At 62.2% G+C, this 16,336-nt stretch carries 10 protein-coding genes; 8 read left to right on the plus strand and 2 right to left on the minus strand.

The features are described from left to right. Positions 1-366: 366 nt before the first annotated feature. Complete coding sequence (locus HWE04_RS18095) at positions 367-1,869, plus strand: AMP nucleosidase (RefSeq protein WP_077235958.1); 1,503 nt, start codon at positions 367-369, stop codon at positions 1,867-1,869. A gap of 55 nt (positions 1,870-1,924) precedes the next feature. Here HWE04_RS18095 and HWE04_RS18100 read toward each other — a convergent pair whose 3' ends face one another. Beyond that, positions 1,925-3,166 carry a YbfB/YjiJ family MFS transporter gene (locus HWE04_RS18100; protein WP_241813283.1) on the minus strand — a complete coding sequence of 414 codons (1,242 nt, stop codon included), beginning with the start codon at positions 3,164-3,166 and terminating at the stop codon, positions 1,925-1,927. A gap of 132 nt (positions 3,167-3,298) precedes the next feature. Between HWE04_RS18100 and HWE04_RS18105 the strand changes: the two genes are divergently transcribed. Next, positions 3,299-4,162 (plus strand): LysR substrate-binding domain-containing protein, encoded by an 864-nt coding sequence (locus tag HWE04_RS18105; protein WP_006465617.1) that lies wholly within the window; start codon positions 3,299-3,301, stop codon positions 4,160-4,162. Between the two features lie 339 nt (positions 4,163-4,501). Here HWE04_RS18105 and nhaR read toward each other — a convergent pair whose 3' ends face one another. Then, entirely contained in the window at positions 4,502-5,476 is a 975-nt protein-coding gene (gene nhaR / locus HWE04_RS18110; protein WP_241813284.1) for a transcriptional activator NhaR, read from the minus strand. A gap of 165 nt (positions 5,477-5,641) precedes the next feature. Here nhaR and HWE04_RS18115 point away from each other — a divergent pair, with 165 nt between their 5' ends. From HWE04_RS18115 to HWE04_RS18140, 6 genes are all read left to right on the plus strand, one after another. Beyond that, entirely contained in the window at positions 5,642-5,962 is a 321-nt protein-coding gene (locus HWE04_RS18115) for a TFIIB-type zinc ribbon-containing protein (RefSeq protein ID WP_077235955.1), read from the plus strand. Positions 5,963-6,023: 61 nt separating this feature from the next. Beyond that, a complete protein-coding gene (locus HWE04_RS18120; protein ID WP_039877220.1) occupies positions 6,024-6,995 on the plus strand; it encodes a TerC family protein in 972 nt (323 codons plus the stop codon). A gap of 190 nt (positions 6,996-7,185) precedes the next feature. Further along, entirely contained in the window at positions 7,186-7,917 is a 732-nt protein-coding gene (locus HWE04_RS18125; RefSeq protein ID WP_241813285.1) for an REP-associated tyrosine transposase, read from the plus strand. 184 nt (positions 7,918-8,101) lie between these two features. Beyond that, positions 8,102-12,778, plus strand: a complete 4,677-nt coding sequence (locus HWE04_RS18130) for a glutamate synthase-related protein (protein WP_241813286.1) — start codon at positions 8,102-8,104, stop codon at positions 12,776-12,778. 108 nt (positions 12,779-12,886) lie between these two features. Further along, the gene (locus tag HWE04_RS18135) at positions 12,887-14,350 is read left to right on the plus strand and encodes a glutamate synthase subunit beta (protein WP_241813287.1); all 1,464 of its coding nucleotides are present in this window, start codon (positions 12,887-12,889) and stop codon (positions 14,348-14,350) included. Positions 14,351-14,515: 165 nt separating this feature from the next. Continuing rightward, positions 14,516-16,312, plus strand: coding sequence for a M61 family metallopeptidase (locus HWE04_RS18140; protein WP_241813288.1), 1,797 nt, complete (start codon positions 14,516-14,518; stop codon positions 16,310-16,312). Positions 16,313-16,336 lie beyond the last annotated feature (24 nt).

The raw sequence follows: 16,336 nt of genomic DNA on the forward strand, positions 1-16,336 counted from the left end.
TGCAAAATGGCTGCTTTGAAGGTTGTCAGGCGGGCAGAATGACTCGCAACTGACAGCGCGCTGACGGATCGCTGTACACACGTGCCGCAGGTCTGCGGCAAAGGTCGGGGGATGACGGGGGAAATTAAGTAAACCGCAGCGAAGAGCTTGGAAGATATCACCGAATGCGCCGGTCGGAAAGGCGGACAAGCCGGCCGTTGTGCCGCCTCATCGCAGCCTGCTGCGTGCTGCATGAAACGCGCCGCTCTCAGGTAAGATGGTGCTGCGCACAAGTTGTTTCGATGAATGACCGGCCAGACCGGCCGCGCCGCTCCAGCGCAGTTCGACCCCACACCGGCGCGGCGCGCGGCAATGATGGAGAACACGATGTTTGCCACAGAAAAATTCACCAATCCCGAAGCCGCCTACGCACGCGTGCTGGAGATCTATGAGCACAACACCGCCATCCTGCGCGATGCCTTCCGCCAGTTCTCCAGCGGGCAGGGCATGTCGCAGCGGGTGCGCGCCTGCTATCCCTTCGTGCGCATCACCACCGAAAAATCCACCCATACCGATACCCGCCAGTCCTTCGGCTTCGTGGCCGGCCCTGGCTGTTACGAGACCACGCTGACGCGACCGCAGTTGTTCCACCAGTACCTGCTGGCGCAGTTCAAGCTGGTGCTGCAGAACCATGAGGTGCCACTGGAAATCGGTGTGAGCGACATGCCCATTCCGGTACATTTCGCCTTCCCCGAGGGCATACACGTCGAGGGCAGTCTCGACCCTGAGCACCTGCGTACCTTGCCCGACTACTTCGATCTGCCGGACCTGGCGACCATGGACGATCGCATCGCCAACGGTAGCTACGAGGTGGACAACGGCGCCTGGCGCGAGGGTGTGCATCCGCTGGCCTTGTTCACCGGGCCGCGCATCGACTATTCACTGCATCGCCTGCGCCATTACACGGCGACCTCGCCGGACCAGTTCCAGCGCTATGTGCTGTTCACCAACTATGCCTTCTACGTCGATGAGTTCGTGCGCCTCGGACGGCGCCTGATGGAGCCGACCGACGATCCGGAGGAGCTGGCCTATCGGCGTCAGTACACCGCTTTCGTGGAGCCCGGCAATGTCACCACCTGGAGCGCCAACCAGGAGGGCCTGGAGACGCGTGCCGCTTCCGGCGTGGCACCGGCACGCCAGCCGCAGATGCCGGCCTATCACCTGCAGCGGGCCGATGGCAGTGGTATCACGCTGGTCAACATCGGTGTCGGTCCTTCCAATGCCAAGACGGTCACCGACCACGTGGCGGTGCTGCGTCCGCACGGCTGGCTGATGCTGGGACATTGCGCCGGGCTGTCGGCGTCGCAGCGGATGGGGGATTATGTGCTGGCGCACGCCTATGTACGCGATGACCACGTGCTCGATGACGACCTGCCGCTGTGGGTGCCGATTCCGGCGCTGGCCGAAGTGCAACTGGCGCTGCAGGATGCAGTGGCCAGCATCACCCGGCTGGAAGGTTATGAATTGAAGCGCATCATGCGCACCGGTACCGTGGCCTCGGTCGATGATCGCAACTGGGAGTTGCGTGACCACCGCATGCCGCTGCTGCGTTTTTCGCAGAGTCGCGCCATTGCGCTGGACATGGAAAGCGCCACTGTTGCGGCCAACGGCTTCCGCTTCCGGGTTCCTTATGGCACCTTGCTATGCGTGTCGGACAAGCCGCTGCACGGCGAGATCAAGCTGCCCGGCATGGCCAATACCTTCTACGAGCAGCGCGTGGCACAGCACCTGCAGATCGGTATCCGCGCGCTGGAGCTGTTGCGCAACAATGGTATCGAACAGGTCCACAGCCGCAAGCTGCGCAGCTTTGCGGAACCGGCGTTCCGCTGATCGGCAATGCGGCAGGAGTGCGCCCGCGACAATGGATGTCGCGGGCGTTTTTCATTCAGGCGCTCTGGCGTGGCAACGGATGGCTGCGCGTCAGGCGGTAATACAGCCAGGCACCGATCAGCAAGGTGGCCGCCGCCACGCACAGCGAAGGCGTGAAGGACCCGCTGCCGTGCACCAGCGCGGTGGCCAGCGGCGGTCCGGCAATCTGGCCGATGCCGTAGGCGGCCGTCATCAGGGCCATCAGGCTGCTGGCCTGTTCCTTGCGCAGGCGGCGCGCCTCGCGCATGCCGAACAGGGTGATGGCGGTGAAGGGCAGGCCCAGCAACAGGCAGCTCAGCGCGAAACCCAGCGCATTGGGGAAGAGGATCGACAGTAACACCCCGGCCGCCTGCATCAGGTAGGCGCCGGTCAGCAGCAGGCGCTGATCGCCCTGTACCGACAAGCGGGTGGCGCTGAAGGCGCCCAGCGCGACCGACAGGCCGAAGATGGGCCAGAAGTAGTCCGGCCAGGCCGAGCCCGGCAGCGCCTGGCGCGCGATCACGGGCAGGAAGGTGGCGGTGATGATGTAGCCGAAGCCGGCGATGCCATAGGCGATCACCTGCACCAGCACTTCGCGTTTCTGCTGGGTGCTCTCGACGGCCTTGGATGCCTCGCCATGGAGCGGGTCGCAGTGCACGCTCAGGCCGCGCCCGGCATCGAAGCTGAAGGATTTCCAGACGACTGCCGTCAGGGCCAGTGCTATGACGCCAAAGGCGATCCAGCCGCCCGCGGCCAGCCAGCCGGCCGCGATCATGGGGCCGGAAAGTAGCCCGGTGATGGCGATCCCCAGGCCGGGGCCGCAGAAAATGACCCCGCCCAGTTCCGGCCGGCCCAGTTGTGTCAGCTGCTGCAGGCACCAGCCGGCGGTATAGACGAATACGTAGGCGCTGGCTACGCCGGAGAGAAAGCGCATCCACAACCAGGCCCAGTCCTGATGCAGCACACCCATGCCCAGGGTAAGCAGGATGGTCACCACCAGCCCGCCGCGCAGCATTGCCACGCCGCGTTTGCTGCGATGGAAGGCGCACAGCATGGCGCCAGCGAAATAACCCAGGTAGTTGGCCGTGGCCAGCCAGCCGCCCATCTGCAGTGACAGGCTACCCTCGTGCAGCATCATCGGTAGCAGCGGCGTGAAGGCGAAGCGACCGATCCCCATCGCCACCGACAGCGCCACCATGCCCGACAGGCAGACCTTCCATGCCATGCCGTGGCGGGATGGGGTGGCGAGGGGGCGGGCGGAGGGAGGGAGGGCGGTCATGGCGGTGATCGATGGATGGGGGGAGTGTCAGGGACAGGTGTCTATGCTATCGTTTTCCGGTCATTCGAAAAAATGAATAATTAGAATGACTTCATCTTTTTTCGAGAACACAGGAAAAGGCAAGAGAACCGCATGGAACTGGCTGAACTGGAGATTTTCCGCACCGTGGTGGCTGAGGGCGGCGTGACCCGGGCGGCCGAGCGCCTGAACCGGGTGCAGTCGAATGTGACTACGCGCATCAAGCAACTGGAGGAGTCCATGGGCGTGCCGCTGTTCGTCCGCGACCGCCGGCGCCTGGTCCTGACCGCGGCTGGCGAGGCGCTGCTGGATTACGCCGAGCGCATCCTCGATCTGGTGCAGGAGGCTCGCCACGCTGTCGCTCCGCAGAGCCCGCGCGGTCGGCTGCGCATCGGGTCGATGGAAAGCACTGCTGCCAGCCGGTTGCCGACGCCCCTGGCCGAATTCCACCAACGCTGGCCGGAAGTGCGTCTGGAGCTCTCCACCGCGCCCACTGACGTGCTGGTGGCCCAGGTCCGCGCCTGCAAGCTTGATGCTGCACTGGTGGCCGGTCATCTGGATGATCCGGCCTTCGATGCCACGCCGTTGTTCAAGGAAGAACTCATGCTGGTGACACCGCGCAGCCATCGCCGCGTGCGTTCACCGGAGGATGTCACGCTGGACACGCTGATCGTCTTCGAGCAAGGCTGCGCCTATCGCCGCCACGCGCAGACCTGGTTTGCCACCCATGGTCGCGGTGGTGTGCCGGTGCGTACGCTGGAACTGGCGTCCTATCACGCCATCCTGGCGTGCGTGGCGGCCGGGGCCGGCGTGGCGGTGGTGCCGCGCTCGGTGATTGCAATGCAGATGGAACCTCATGGATTTGCTACCCATTCGCTGGGCCGAGATGGTCGTGTCACCACTTATCTGATCAGTAGACGGGATCGCTACTCCGCGTCCTTCCTGGCGTTGCGTTCTTTACTTATGGCGAGTGTTTGATATATTTGATCATATGAATTGATGCAAATATGTAGTGCTGTGCAGCATATGAAGAGGGTGTAACCATTTGTAAAAACCGCTGCGACGGCACATTGATTTCCCTATATTGAAGTTCCCCCTCCATTCTCCCCCCCGAGAATGGGATTTACCCCACGGCTCGCAAGGGACGTGGGGTTTTTCTTTTGTCCCTCCGGTTTTTCTGACGTGGCGCGACCGTGACAATTAGCCTTGTACCAAAGTGATGGGCGGTTTGTGTAAGGCCTGTGATGTTTGGTGAGTGCATATGCTCACCGTTGCCGATTTCTTCGTGGTGATTCTTGTCTGCTTGACCTTCCAGGTTCAGCCCCGGCGCCCACCTGCGGCCGTTGTGGCTTTGCGCCGTGCAGGTGGCTCTTCGGACGTGCTGCCCGCGCTGCCGACCAGCAGGTTGCCGCGTGCGGCCGACTGGATGGCCAGCACCGCAGGATGCGTCAGTCTGCGCTCCACCGAGATGGCATAGAACTGTTCGCGGATGGCATCGGTCCTGCCGATTTCCACCAGTCCGTACTGCTTGCGGATCTGCGCGGCGATGGCGGACGGTGCGGCAAAGATGCCGGCGCCGGCGTCGCCGAAGGCCAGCAGCAGCGCACCGTCGTCGAATTCGCCGCTGATCTGCGGGCGGATCTTTTCCTTTTCGAACCAGCGCAGCAGGCGCGGCCTGACGGCGGCGTCCTCGCCGGGCATCAGGAAGGGCGCACCATCGAAACTGCGCGGGAAATCCTTGCGATAGCGCCGGGCCAGCTCGGGCGTGGCGAAGAAGCTGGTGTCGCACTCTCCCAGCAGGTGGTGGTAGCCGCGCACGTCTACATTGGGCGGCATGGGGCTATCGGCAATGATGATGTCCAGCTTGTGGATGGCGAGGTCAGCCAGGAGCACGTCGAGCTTGCCTTCGCGGCAGATGATGCGGATCGGATCCGGCATCGCCAGTGCGCTTTCCAGCAGCAGGTAGGCAATCGCCTTGGGCACCGCGTCGGCCACCCCGACGCGTAACTGCAGGGCGCGTCCGCCAGGGCGCAGGCGCAGCGCTTCTTCCAGTTCTTCGCCCAGGCTGAAGATGCGTTCGGCATAATCGAACACCATGCGCCCCTCATCGTTGAGCTCCAGCCGCCGGCCCACCCGCTTGAAGAGCTTGTAGCCCAGGCTTTCCTCGAACAGGCTGATCTGGCCGCTGATGGTCTGCGCCGTCAGGTGCAGCCGTTCGCCAGCGCGTGCCACGCCACCGCTCTTGGCGACCGTCCAGAAGTAGTGCAGATGCTTGTAGTTGAGGCTGGCCATGTGGAACTCCCGCTTTCAATACTTCGGTTTTTCCGATGGATTATCTCAGAATATTCGAATTTTCATTCATCAGGCTTTGGCCTAAAGTAGCGCCTTGTCCGGTGTGAACATGAGTTATCAACATGTCTGCCGCAGTTGCCATCACTGACATCAAGGAGAAGCCTGATGAAATGTCCCGTCTGTACATCTCACAACCTGCTGATCTCGGAGCGCCAGGGCATCGAGATCGATTACTGCCCACAATGCCGCGGTGTATGGCTTGATCGCGGCGAGCTGGACAAACTGATCGAGCGCTCTGCAGCCAGCCAGATGACGGCGGCAGCACCGGTGCCGCAGCAAGTACGCGTGCCTATGCCACAGCAGCCGCAGCCGCCGGGCTACGACCCGCGCTTCGGCCATGGCACTCGCCATGACCACGGCAGCTACGGTCATGATCACAAGCGCAGGAAAAAGGGCTTCCTCGGCGAGATCTTCGATTTCGACTGAGTCCGGCCACCCATCACGCATCAATGCAGTCAGAAAATAGAAAAGAAGAGAGAGGTCTATCGTGAACGGCGTAGAGAGTTTCGCAAGCCTGCCCATGTGGGGCGGTTTCATCGTATTCGTGCTGGGCATGCTGGCGCTGGACATGTTCGCCCTCGGCGGCCGCCATGCCCACCGCGTCACTCCCAAGGAGGCACTGGGCTGGTCGCTGGGCTGGGTGTCGCTGGCCTTCCTGTTCGCCGGCCTGATGTGGTGGTACCTGGATGCCAACGTCGGCCGTGAATTCGCCAACCAGAAGGGTGCCGAATTCCTCTCCGGCTACCTGATCGAGAAGGCGCTGTCGGTCGACAACATCTTCGTCTTCCTGATGATCTTCAGCTACTTCGCCGTGCCGCCCGAGATGCAGCGCCGCGTGCTGCTGTACGGCGTGGTGGGTGCCATCGTCATGCGTGCCGTGATGATCCTGCTGGGTGCCTGGATGATCGCGCAGTTCAGCTGGATCCTGTACGTCTTCGGTGCCTTCCTGGTCTTCACCGGCGTGAAGATGCTGATCTTCGCCGACAAGGAAGCCGACCTGGGCGACAATCCGCTGCTGCGCTGGTTGCGTGGCCATATGAAGATCAGCAACGACTACGACGGTGAAAAGTTCACCACCCGCATCAATGGCGTGCGCTATTTCACCCCGCTGATGCTGGTCCTGCTGCTGATCGAAATTTCCGACGTGATCTTCGCGGTGGACAGCATCCCGGCCATCTTCGCCATTACCAAGGATCCGTTCATCGTCTTCACGTCGAACATGTTCGCCATCATGGGTTTGCGGGCGCTGTACTTCCTGCTGGCTGATTCGGCAGAGCGCTTCCACCTGCTCAAGTACGGCCTGGCCCTGGTGCTCCTGTTCGTGGGCGGCAAGATGTTGCTGGCCTACTGGTTCCACGTGCCGGTGCTGGTGTCGCTGTCCATCGTGGGCGCCATCCTGCTGATTTCCATCATCGCCAGCCTGGTGATGACCAGAGGTAAGGAAAAGAGCGCCAGCTAACGACACTTGCAGACAGATCAACGTGGGGCTTGACCGGCTGGAGCAATCTGGCCGGTTTTTTTATGCTCGTCACCGTTCGAGATGATTCCGGATTTTTGCAATTCGGTCATGCCGATTCGGCAACGTGCTTTTATTGGGGACGGAGTGCATTAGAATAGCGCCTCCTCCCTACCGGTTTGCAGCGTTCGCCATGGCCCGCCTTCCCCGTCTCGTCGTTCCCAACCAGCCTCATCACATTATCCAACGCGGTCATGACGGTCTGGTCATCTTCCGCGATGCCGACGATCACCAGGCTTTCCTGGGCTGGCTCAAGGATGCTGCGCGGCAATTCAAGGTGGCGGTACATGCCTACGTGCTGATGCCGGATCACCTGCACCTGCTGGCTACGCCTGCCGATGACCAGGGCCTGGCACGGATGATGCAATGGATAGGGCGCCACTATGTTCCCTATTTCAACCAGAAGCATGGGCGCAGTGGCACGCTGTGGCAGGGGCGCTATCGCGCCACCGTCATCGACGCCGAGCTCTACCTGCTCGCCGTCTGCCGTTACATCGAGCTCAACCCCGTGCGCAATGGCCTGGTGGCCAGCCCCGGGGAGTACCCGTGGTCCAGCTACATGCATCACATCGGCGCCAAGCAGGATGGCCTGATCACCGACCATCCCCAATATTGGTCGATTGGCAACACTCCTTTCGATCGCGAGATCGCCTATCGACAGCTCACCGAAGATGGGCTGGCGCGAGCCGAAGTGGAGCGCATCACCGATGCCACGCTCAAGGGTTGGGCGCTGGGCTCGGAAGATTTCAAGCAGGGCCTGGAGCGCCAGACCCATCGACGCGTCAGTCCAGCCAAGCGTGGCCGGCCTGCCAACGCGCGGGTGGTCATCGACGACGAAGACGCGGCGGCAACCCAGGATGCGTAGTCATTAAAAATTCTCTTTTCTTATCAACGACTTGCACTCGTTCGCAATAACTCTGTCCCTAATTAAAAAATCATGAAATTTCTAGGGGTTAAAATTGCACTCAGACCCTAATTATTTTCATTGAACTATTGGGTGCAGTGCACTATTCTTCAAATCCTTACTGTCAATGTGGTGGAGTTCCGTTATGCACGCGCAAGGCCTTTACGACCCAGCAAATGAACATGACGCCTGTGGCGTCGGTTTCATCGCCCATATCAAGGGCAAGAAATCCCATTCCATCGTTGACCAGGGTTTGCTCATTCTGAAGAACCTGGATCACCGGGGCGCGGTCGGTGCCGACCCGCTGATGGGTGATGGTGCCGGTATCCTGATCCAGATTCCCGACCAGTACTACCGCGAAGAGATGGCCAAGCAGGGCGTGGACCTCCCGCCGCCCGGCGAATACGGCGTGGGCATGGTGTTCCTGCCCAAGGAAAACGCCTCCCGCATCGCCTGTGAACAGGAAATCGAACGCGCGGTGCTGGCCGAAGGCCAGATCGTGCTGGGCTGGCGCGATGTGCCGGTGGACCGCGACATGCCGATGTCCCCGACCGTGCGTGAAAAAGAGCCGGTGATCCGCCAGATCTTCATCGGCCGTGGCCCCGACGTGATGGTGACCGACGCGCTGGAACGCAAGCTCTACGTGATCCGCAAGTCTTCCGGTCACGCCATCCAGGCGCTGAACCTGCTGCACGGCAAGGAATTCTTCGTGCCCTCGATGTCGGCCCGTACCGTGGTCTACAAGGGCTTGCTGCTGGCCGACCAGGTCGGCGTGTACTACAAGGACCTGCAGGACGAGCGCTGCGTCTCGGCCCTGGCCCTGGTGCACCAGCGCTTCTCCACCAACACCTTCCCGGAATGGCCGCTGGCCCACCCGTACCGCCTGATCGCCCACAACGGTGAAATCAACACCGTCAAGGGCAACTTCAACTGGATGCGCGCCCGCGAAGGCGTGATGCAGTCCGCCGTGCTGGGTTCGGACCTGAAGAAGCTGTTCCCGCTGATCTATGAAGGCCAGTCCGACACCGCCAGCTTCGACAACGCGCTGGAACTGCTGGTCATGGCCGGCTATCCGCTGCCGCAGGCGATGATGATGATGGTGCCCGAAGCCTGGGAAAACCACACCTCGATGGACGACAATCGTCGCGCCTTCTACGAATACCACGCCGCGATGATGGAGCCGTGGGACGGCCCGGCCGCGCTGGCCTTCACCGACGGTCGCCATATCGGCGGCACGCTCGACCGTAACGGCCTGCGTCCGGCACGCTACATCGTCACCGATGACGACCTGGTGGTGATGGCGTCCGAATCCGGCGTGCTGCCCATTCCCGAATCCAAGATCATCCAGAAGTGGCGCCTGCAACCGGGCAAGATGTTCCTGATCGACCTGGACGCCGGCCGCATCATCGACGACAAGGAACTCAAGGACACCTACGCCAACGCCAAGCCCTACAAGCAGTGGATCAACTCGGTGCGCGTCAAGCTGGACGAACTGAAAGAAGAGGCACGCCAGCCGTCGTCGTCCCTGAAGCTGCTGGACCTGCAGCAGGTCTTCGGCTACACCCAGGAAGACATCAAGTTCCTGATGGCCCCCATGGCCACGGGCGGCGAGGAAGCCATCGGTTCCATGGGCAATGACTCGCCGCTGGCGGTCATGTCCAACAAGAACAAGACGCTCTACAACTACTTCCGCCAGCTGTTCGCCCAGGTGACCAACCCGCCGATCGACCCGATCCGCGAAGCCCTGGTCATGTCGCTGGTGTCCTTCATCGGCCCCAAGCCCAACCTGCTGGACACCAACAACATCAACCCGCCGATGCGCCTGGAAGTGTCGCAGCCGGTGCTGGACTATGACGACATCGCCAAGCTGCGCAACATCAGCGCCCACAGCGGCGGCAAGTTCAAGTCCTATGAACTGAACATCTGCTACCCCGTCGCCTGGGGCAAGGAAGGCATCGAAGCCCGCCTGGCCTCGCTGTGCGCCAAGGCCGTGGATGCGGTCAAGTCGGGCCACAACATCCTGATCATCTCGGACCGCAAGGTCGATGCCGACCAGCTGCCCATCCCGGCACTGCTGGCCACTTCCGCCATCCACCAGCACCTGGTCAGCAAGGGCCTGCGCACCTCCACCGGCCTGGTGGTGGAAACCGGCTCGGCCCGCGAAACGCACCACTTCGCCCTGCTGGCAGGTTATGGCGCCGAAGCCATCCACCCCTACCTGGCCATGGACACCCTGTCCGACATGGCCAAGGGCCTGTCGGGCGACCTGTCGCCGGAAAAGGCCATCTACAACTTCCAGAAGGCAGTCGGCAAGGGCTTGCTGAAGGTCATGTCCAAGATGGGCATTTCGACCTACATGTCCTACTGCGGCGCGCAGATCTTCGAAGCCATCGGCCTGTCCAAGGCGCTGGTGGACAAGTACTTCAAGGGCACCGCCTCCAACGTCGAAGGTATCGGCGTGTTCGAAGTGGCCGAAGAGGCACTGCGCCTGCACACCGCCGCCTTCAGCAGCGACCCGGTGCTGGCCAACGCCCTGGACGCCGGTGGCGAATACGCCTTCCGCATCCGCGGCGAAGAGCACATGTGGACCCCGGACGCGATCGCCAAGCTGCAGCACTCGACCCGTTCGAACAGCTACAACACCTACAAGGAATACGCCCAGATCATCAACGACCAGTCCAAGCGCCACATGACGCTGCGTGGCCTGTTCGAGTTCAAGATCGATCCGTCGCGCGCCATCTCCATCGATGAAGTGGAACCGGCCAAGGAAATCGTCAAGCGCTTCGCCACCGGCGCCATGTCGCTGGGCTCGATCTCGACCGAAGCCCACGCCACCCTGGCCATCGCCATGAACCGCATCGGCGGCAAGTCCAACACCGGCGAAGGTGGTGAAGACGTCAACCGTTACCGCAACGAGTTGAAGGGCATCCCCATCAAGCAGGGCGCCACCCTGGCCTCGGAAATCGGTCGCGAACACATCGAAGTCGATATCCCGCTGCAGGAAGGCGATTCGCTGCGCTCGCGCATCAAGCAGGTGGCATCGGGCCGTTTCGGCGTCTCCGCCGAATACCTGATCTCCGCCGACCAGATCCAGATCAAGATGGCGCAGGGTGCCAAGCCGGGTGAAGGCGGTCAGCTGCCGGGCCACAAGGTCTCCGAATACATCGCCAAGCTGCGCGTGTCGGTGCCAGGTGTGGGCCTGATCTCGCCGCCGCCGCACCACGACATCTACTCCATCGAAGATCTGGCACAGCTGATCCACGACCTGAAGAACGTCAATCCGCGTGCTTCGATCTCGGTCAAGCTGGTCTCCGAAGTGGGCGTGGGTACCGTGGCTGCAGGCGTGGCCAAGGCCAAGTCGGACCACGTGGTCATCGCTGGCCATGATGGCGGCACCGGCGCTTCGCCGCTGTCCTCGATCAAGCATGCAGGTTCGCCGTGGGAACTGGGCCTGGCCGAAACCCAACAGACCCTGGTCCTGAACGGCCTGCGCAACCGCATCCGCGTGCAGGCTGACGGCCAGATGAAGACCGGTCGCGACGTCGTCATCGGCGCCATGCTGGGCGCGGACGAATTCGGTTTCGCCACCGCACCGCTGGTGGTCGAAGGCTGCATCATGATGCGCAAGTGCCACCTGAACACCTGCCCGGTGGGCGTGGCCACGCAAGATCCGGTGCTGCGCGCCAAGTTCTCCGGCAAGCCGGAACACGTGGTCAACTTCTTCTTCTTCATCGCCGAAGAAGCGCGCCAGATCATGGCCCAGCTGGGTATCCGCAAGTTCGACGAGCTGATCGGCCGCGCCGACCTGCTGGACCGCTCCAAGGCCATCGCCCACTGGAAGGCCAAGGGTCTGGACTTCAGCCGCATCTTCCATCAGCCGGAGTCGAAGCTGCCGGTGTATCACACCGACTTCCAGGATCACGGCCTGGACAAGGCACTGGACCACAAGCTGATCGCGCAAGCCAAGATCGCGCTGGAAAAGGGCGAGAAGGTTTCCTTCATCTCCCCGATCAAGAACCTGAACCGTACCGTCGGTGCCATGCTCTCGGGTGAAGTCGCCAAGCGTTACGGCGACGAAGGCCTGCCGGATGACACCATCCACATCCAGCTGCAAGGTACCGCAGGCCAGTCGGCCGGCGCCTTCCTGGCCAAGGGCGTGACCCTGGACCTGGTCGGCGAAGGCAACGACTACGTCGGCAAGGGTCTCTCGGGTGGCCGCATCATCGTGCGTCCCAACACCGAGTTCCGTGGCCGCGCCGTGGACAACATGATCTCCGGTAACACCGTGCTGTATGGCGCCATCAATGGCGAAGCCTTCATCAACGGCGTGGCCGGCGAACGTTTCGCAGTGCGTAACTCGGGCGCTACCGCCGTCGTGGAAGGCACCGGCGACCACGGTTGCGAATACATGACCGGCGGCACCGTGGTGGTGCTGGGCAATACCGGCCGCAACTTCGCAGCCGGCATGTCGGGCGGCATCGCCTACGTGTATGACCCGGAAGGTGATTTCGCCGGCAAGTGCAACACCGCCATGGTCAGCCTGGAAAAGGTCCTGTCGGACACCGAACAGGAACAGACCGTCAACCGCGACATCTGGCACAGCCTGCTGCGCGGTGGCGATCGCCAGACCGACGAAGCCATCCTGCGCGGCTTGATTGAGCGTCACTTCAAGTACACCGGCAGCACGCGTGCGCGCTACCTGCTGGATAACTGGGCGGCATCGCGTGCCAAGTTCGTCAAGGTGTTCCCGACGGAGTACAAGCGCGCGCTGGCCGAGCTGGCTGCCGCTGCCCAATCGAAGAAGGAGAAGGTCGCTGCCTGATCGTCATCAGCCAGCGTAACTTTCGAGTCAATCAAGCACGCCGGCGGGCGTGGCGCCAGAAATGAAGAGCGCCGCCCGCCGCATCCTTAGCGAGAATGTGAGAGGAAAATGGGAAAAGCAACCGGTTTCATGGAATACCAGCGCCTGAAAGAGGCCAGTGAAGCGCCAGCAGCGCGCACCAAGCACTACAAGGAATTCGTCCTGCACCTGAGCGACGCCGACGCCAAGATCCAGGGCGCGCGTTGCATGGACTGCGGCATCCCCTTCTGCAACAACGGCTGCCCGGTCAACAACATCATTCCCGACTGGAATGATCTGGTCTATCGCGGCAACTACAAGGAAGCCCTGGACACCCTGCACCAGACCAACAACTTCCCTGAGTTCACCGGCCGTATCTGCCCGGCACCCTGCGAAGCCGCCTGCACCCTGGGCATCAACAATGACGCCGTGGGCATCAAGTCGATCGAGCACTTCATCATCGACAAGGGCTGGGAAAACGGCTGGGTGGTGCCGCAACCGGCTGCCGTCAAGACCGGCAAGAAGGTCGCCGTGGTCGGTTCCGGTCCTGCCGGCCTGGCCGCTGCCCAGCAACTGGCCCGCGCCGGTCACGACGTGACCGTGTTCGAGAAGAGTGATCGCGTGGGCGGCCTGCTGCGTTACGGCATCCCCGACTTCAAGATGGAAAAGTCGCACATCGACCTGCGCGTGGAACAGATGAAGGCCGAAGGCGTGACCTTCCGTACCAGCGTCTTCGTGGGCAAGGATTTCCCCGAGACCGTCAACAACTGGTCCAAGGAAACCGTCTCCCCCGACGAGCTGAAGAAAGAATTCGACGCCGTCATCATCGCCGGTGGCGCCGAGGCTCCGCGTGATCTGCCGGTGCCCGGTCGTGAGCTCAAGGGCGTGCATTTCGCCATGGACTTCCTGCCGCTGCAGAACAAGGTCAACGCCGGCGACAAGCTGAAGAACCAGATCATGGCCACCGGCAAGAACGTGGTCGTCATCGGCGGTGGTGACACCGGCTCCGACTGCGTGGGTACCTCCAACCGTCATGGCGCTGCTGCCGTGACCCAGTTCGAACTGATGCCGCAACCGCCGGAATCCGAAAACAAGCCGCTGGTCTGGCCCTATTGGCCAATCAAGCTGCGCACCTCATCCTCGCACGAAGAAGGTTGCGAGCGCGATTTCGCGGTCACCACCAAGCGTCTGGAAGGCAAGGGCGGCAAGGTCGAGAAGCTCATCGCCGCGCGCGTCGAGTTCAAGGACGGCAAGATGGTCGAAGTCCCCGATTCGGAATTCGAGATCAAGGCCGACCTGGTGCTACTGGCCATGGGCTTCGTCTCGCCGGTGGCGCAGGTGCTGGATGCCTTCGGCGTGGACAAGGATGCCCGCGGCAACGCCAAGGCCACCACCGATGGCGAAGGCTGCTACAAGACCTCGGTGGACAAGGTCTTTGCCGCAGGCGACATGCGTCGTGGCCAGTCGCTGGTGGTGTGGGCGATCCGCGAAGGTCGCCAATGCGCACGCGCAGTGGACGAGTTCCTGATGGGCAGCTCGCTGCTGCCGCGTTGATCCCGCATGACGGACTGCATCAAACGATTTATATGATTTAAATAGTTTTAACGGTTAGCTTCATTTGACCCTGGACCCGGGCCGACGCAAGTCGGTCCGGTTTTTTTATTTTTGCCGCGTGTAAAATGGGCCATCGCCGCCCGCCGGCATCATCTCCACACTGCAATGGCCACCCCGATCCGCTACAGCATCACTTCCCTCAATCCCGCCTCCCATGTCTATGAGGTCAGCGTCACAGTCGATTCGCCAGCGCCGGAGGGCCAGGTGTTTTCGCTACCGGCCTGGATTCCGGGCAGCTACATGATCCGCGAGTTCGGCAAGAACATCGTGACCTTGCGCGGTGAGTCAGCCGGTCGCAAGGTGCAGGTCAGAAAGCTCGACAAGCACACCTGGCAAGCCGCTCCCTGCAAGGGCGCGCTCACCCTGCATTACCAGGTCTATGCCTGGGACCTGTCGGTGCGCACCGCGCACCTGGACGACACCCATGGCTTCTTCAACGGCACCAGCGTGTTCCTGGCCGCGCATGGTTTCGAGCAGGCTCAGCAGGTGGTGGAGATCCGCCGTCCCGAGGGCGACCAGTTCAAGCGCTGGCGCGTCGCCACGGCCATGGCTGAACTCAAGGCCAAGCGCTATGGCTTCGGCACCTATGTGGCGCAGAACTACGATGAGCTGATTGATCATCCGGTGGAAATCGGCGATTTCACCCTGGCCAGCTTCCAGGCGTATGGCGTGCCGCATGACGTGGTCATTACCGGCCGCGTGCCCAATCTCGACATGGCGCGCCTGTGCGACGACCTCAAGAAGATCTGTGAAGCCCAGATCGCCTTCTTCGAGCCACGTACCAAGCGCGCGCCCATGGACCGCTATGTCTTCATGACGCTGGCCGTCGGCGATGGCTACGGCGGCCTGGAGCATCGTGCTTCCACCGCCCTGATCTGCTCGCGCGCCGACCTCCCGGTCAAGGGCAAGCCGGAGCAGACCGATGGCTACCGTACCTACCTGGGCCTGTGCAGCCACGAATATTTCCATACCTGGAACGTCAAGCGCATCAAGCCAGCCGTATTCGCCCCCTACGACCTGCGCCAGGAGAACTACACCTCGCTGCTATGGCTGTTCGAGGGCTTCACCAGCTATTACGACGACCTGTTCCTGGTGCGTACCGGCGTCATCGATACCGACAACTATCTGAAGCTGATCGGCAAGACCATCACCGGCGTGCTGCGCGGCAGCGGTCGCAAGAAGCAGAGCGTGGCCGAATCCAGCTTCGATGCCTGGGTCAAGTATTACCGTCAGGACGAAAACGCCAGCAATGCCATCGTCAGCTATTACACCAAGGGTTCGCTGGTAGCCATGGGACTGGACTTGACGATCCGCCAGCAAACCGGCGGCCGCCGTTCGCTGGACGATGTCATGCGCGGGCTGTGGACCGGTTTTGGCCGCGACTTCTACCAGGGCAAGCCGCGGGGCGTGCCGGAAGAGGGCATCCTGGAGCTGATGGAGCAATTCGCCGGCGTCGACCTCAAGCGCTTCCACGACCGCTACATCCGCGGTACCGATGACGTCCCGCTGGAAGCGTTGCTGCCGGCCTTCGGACTGGCCTATGAGGCAGCGTTGCCGGCGGACGCCAAGCCCTGGCTGGGCGCGCGTATCACCAAGGAAGGCAGCGACGCCAAGCTGGCAGCGCTGTACGAAGGCGGCCCTGCGATGCAGGCGGGCCTGTCGGCCGGAGACAAGCTGGTGGCCATCGATGGCTTGCGTGTGCCTGCATCCGGTCCCGATGGCTTGCTGGCGCGTTACCGACTCAACGATACGGTGCGTGTGCATGCCTTCCGTCGTGATGAACTGATGGAATTCAACGTCAAGCTCAAGGCCGATACGGCACCGCAGGTGAGCCTGAAGGCCTTGCCCAAGCCGGTGGCGACGGTGCGCCAGCGCGAGGCCTGGCTCAAGAGCCGGGGCTGAGTCAATAAGGGCTGCTCCGTCTGT

Source organism: Herbaspirillum sp. C7C2 (assembly GCF_022627865.1).
GTDB classification, from domain to species: Bacteria; Pseudomonadota; Gammaproteobacteria; order Burkholderiales; family Burkholderiaceae_D; genus Herbaspirillum; species Herbaspirillum frisingense.

Excerpts from the sequence above, each read along its gene's own strand:
- HWE04_RS18095 (WP_077235958.1), top strand. The coding sequence starts at position 367 with ATGTTTGCCACAGAAAAATTCACCAATCCCGAAGCCGCCTACGCACGC.
- HWE04_RS18100 (WP_241813283.1), bottom strand. The coding sequence starts at position 3,166 with ATGACCGCCCTCCCTCCCTCCGCCCGCCCCCTCGCCACCCCATCCCGC.
- HWE04_RS18105 (WP_006465617.1), top strand. The coding sequence starts at position 3,299 with ATGGAACTGGCTGAACTGGAGATTTTCCGCACCGTGGTGGCTGAGGGC.
- nhaR (WP_241813284.1), bottom strand. The coding sequence starts at position 5,476 with ATGGCCAGCCTCAACTACAAGCATCTGCACTACTTCTGGACGGTCGCC.
- HWE04_RS18115 (WP_077235955.1), top strand. The coding sequence starts at position 5,642 with ATGAAATGTCCCGTCTGTACATCTCACAACCTGCTGATCTCGGAGCGC.
- HWE04_RS18125 (WP_241813285.1), top strand. The coding sequence starts at position 7,186 with ATGGCCCGCCTTCCCCGTCTCGTCGTTCCCAACCAGCCTCATCACATT.
- HWE04_RS18130 (WP_241813286.1), top strand. The coding sequence starts at position 8,102 with ATGCACGCGCAAGGCCTTTACGACCCAGCAAATGAACATGACGCCTGT.
- HWE04_RS18135 (WP_241813287.1), top strand. The coding sequence starts at position 12,887 with ATGGGAAAAGCAACCGGTTTCATGGAATACCAGCGCCTGAAAGAGGCC.
- HWE04_RS18140 (WP_241813288.1), top strand. The coding sequence starts at position 14,516 with ATGGCCACCCCGATCCGCTACAGCATCACTTCCCTCAATCCCGCCTCC.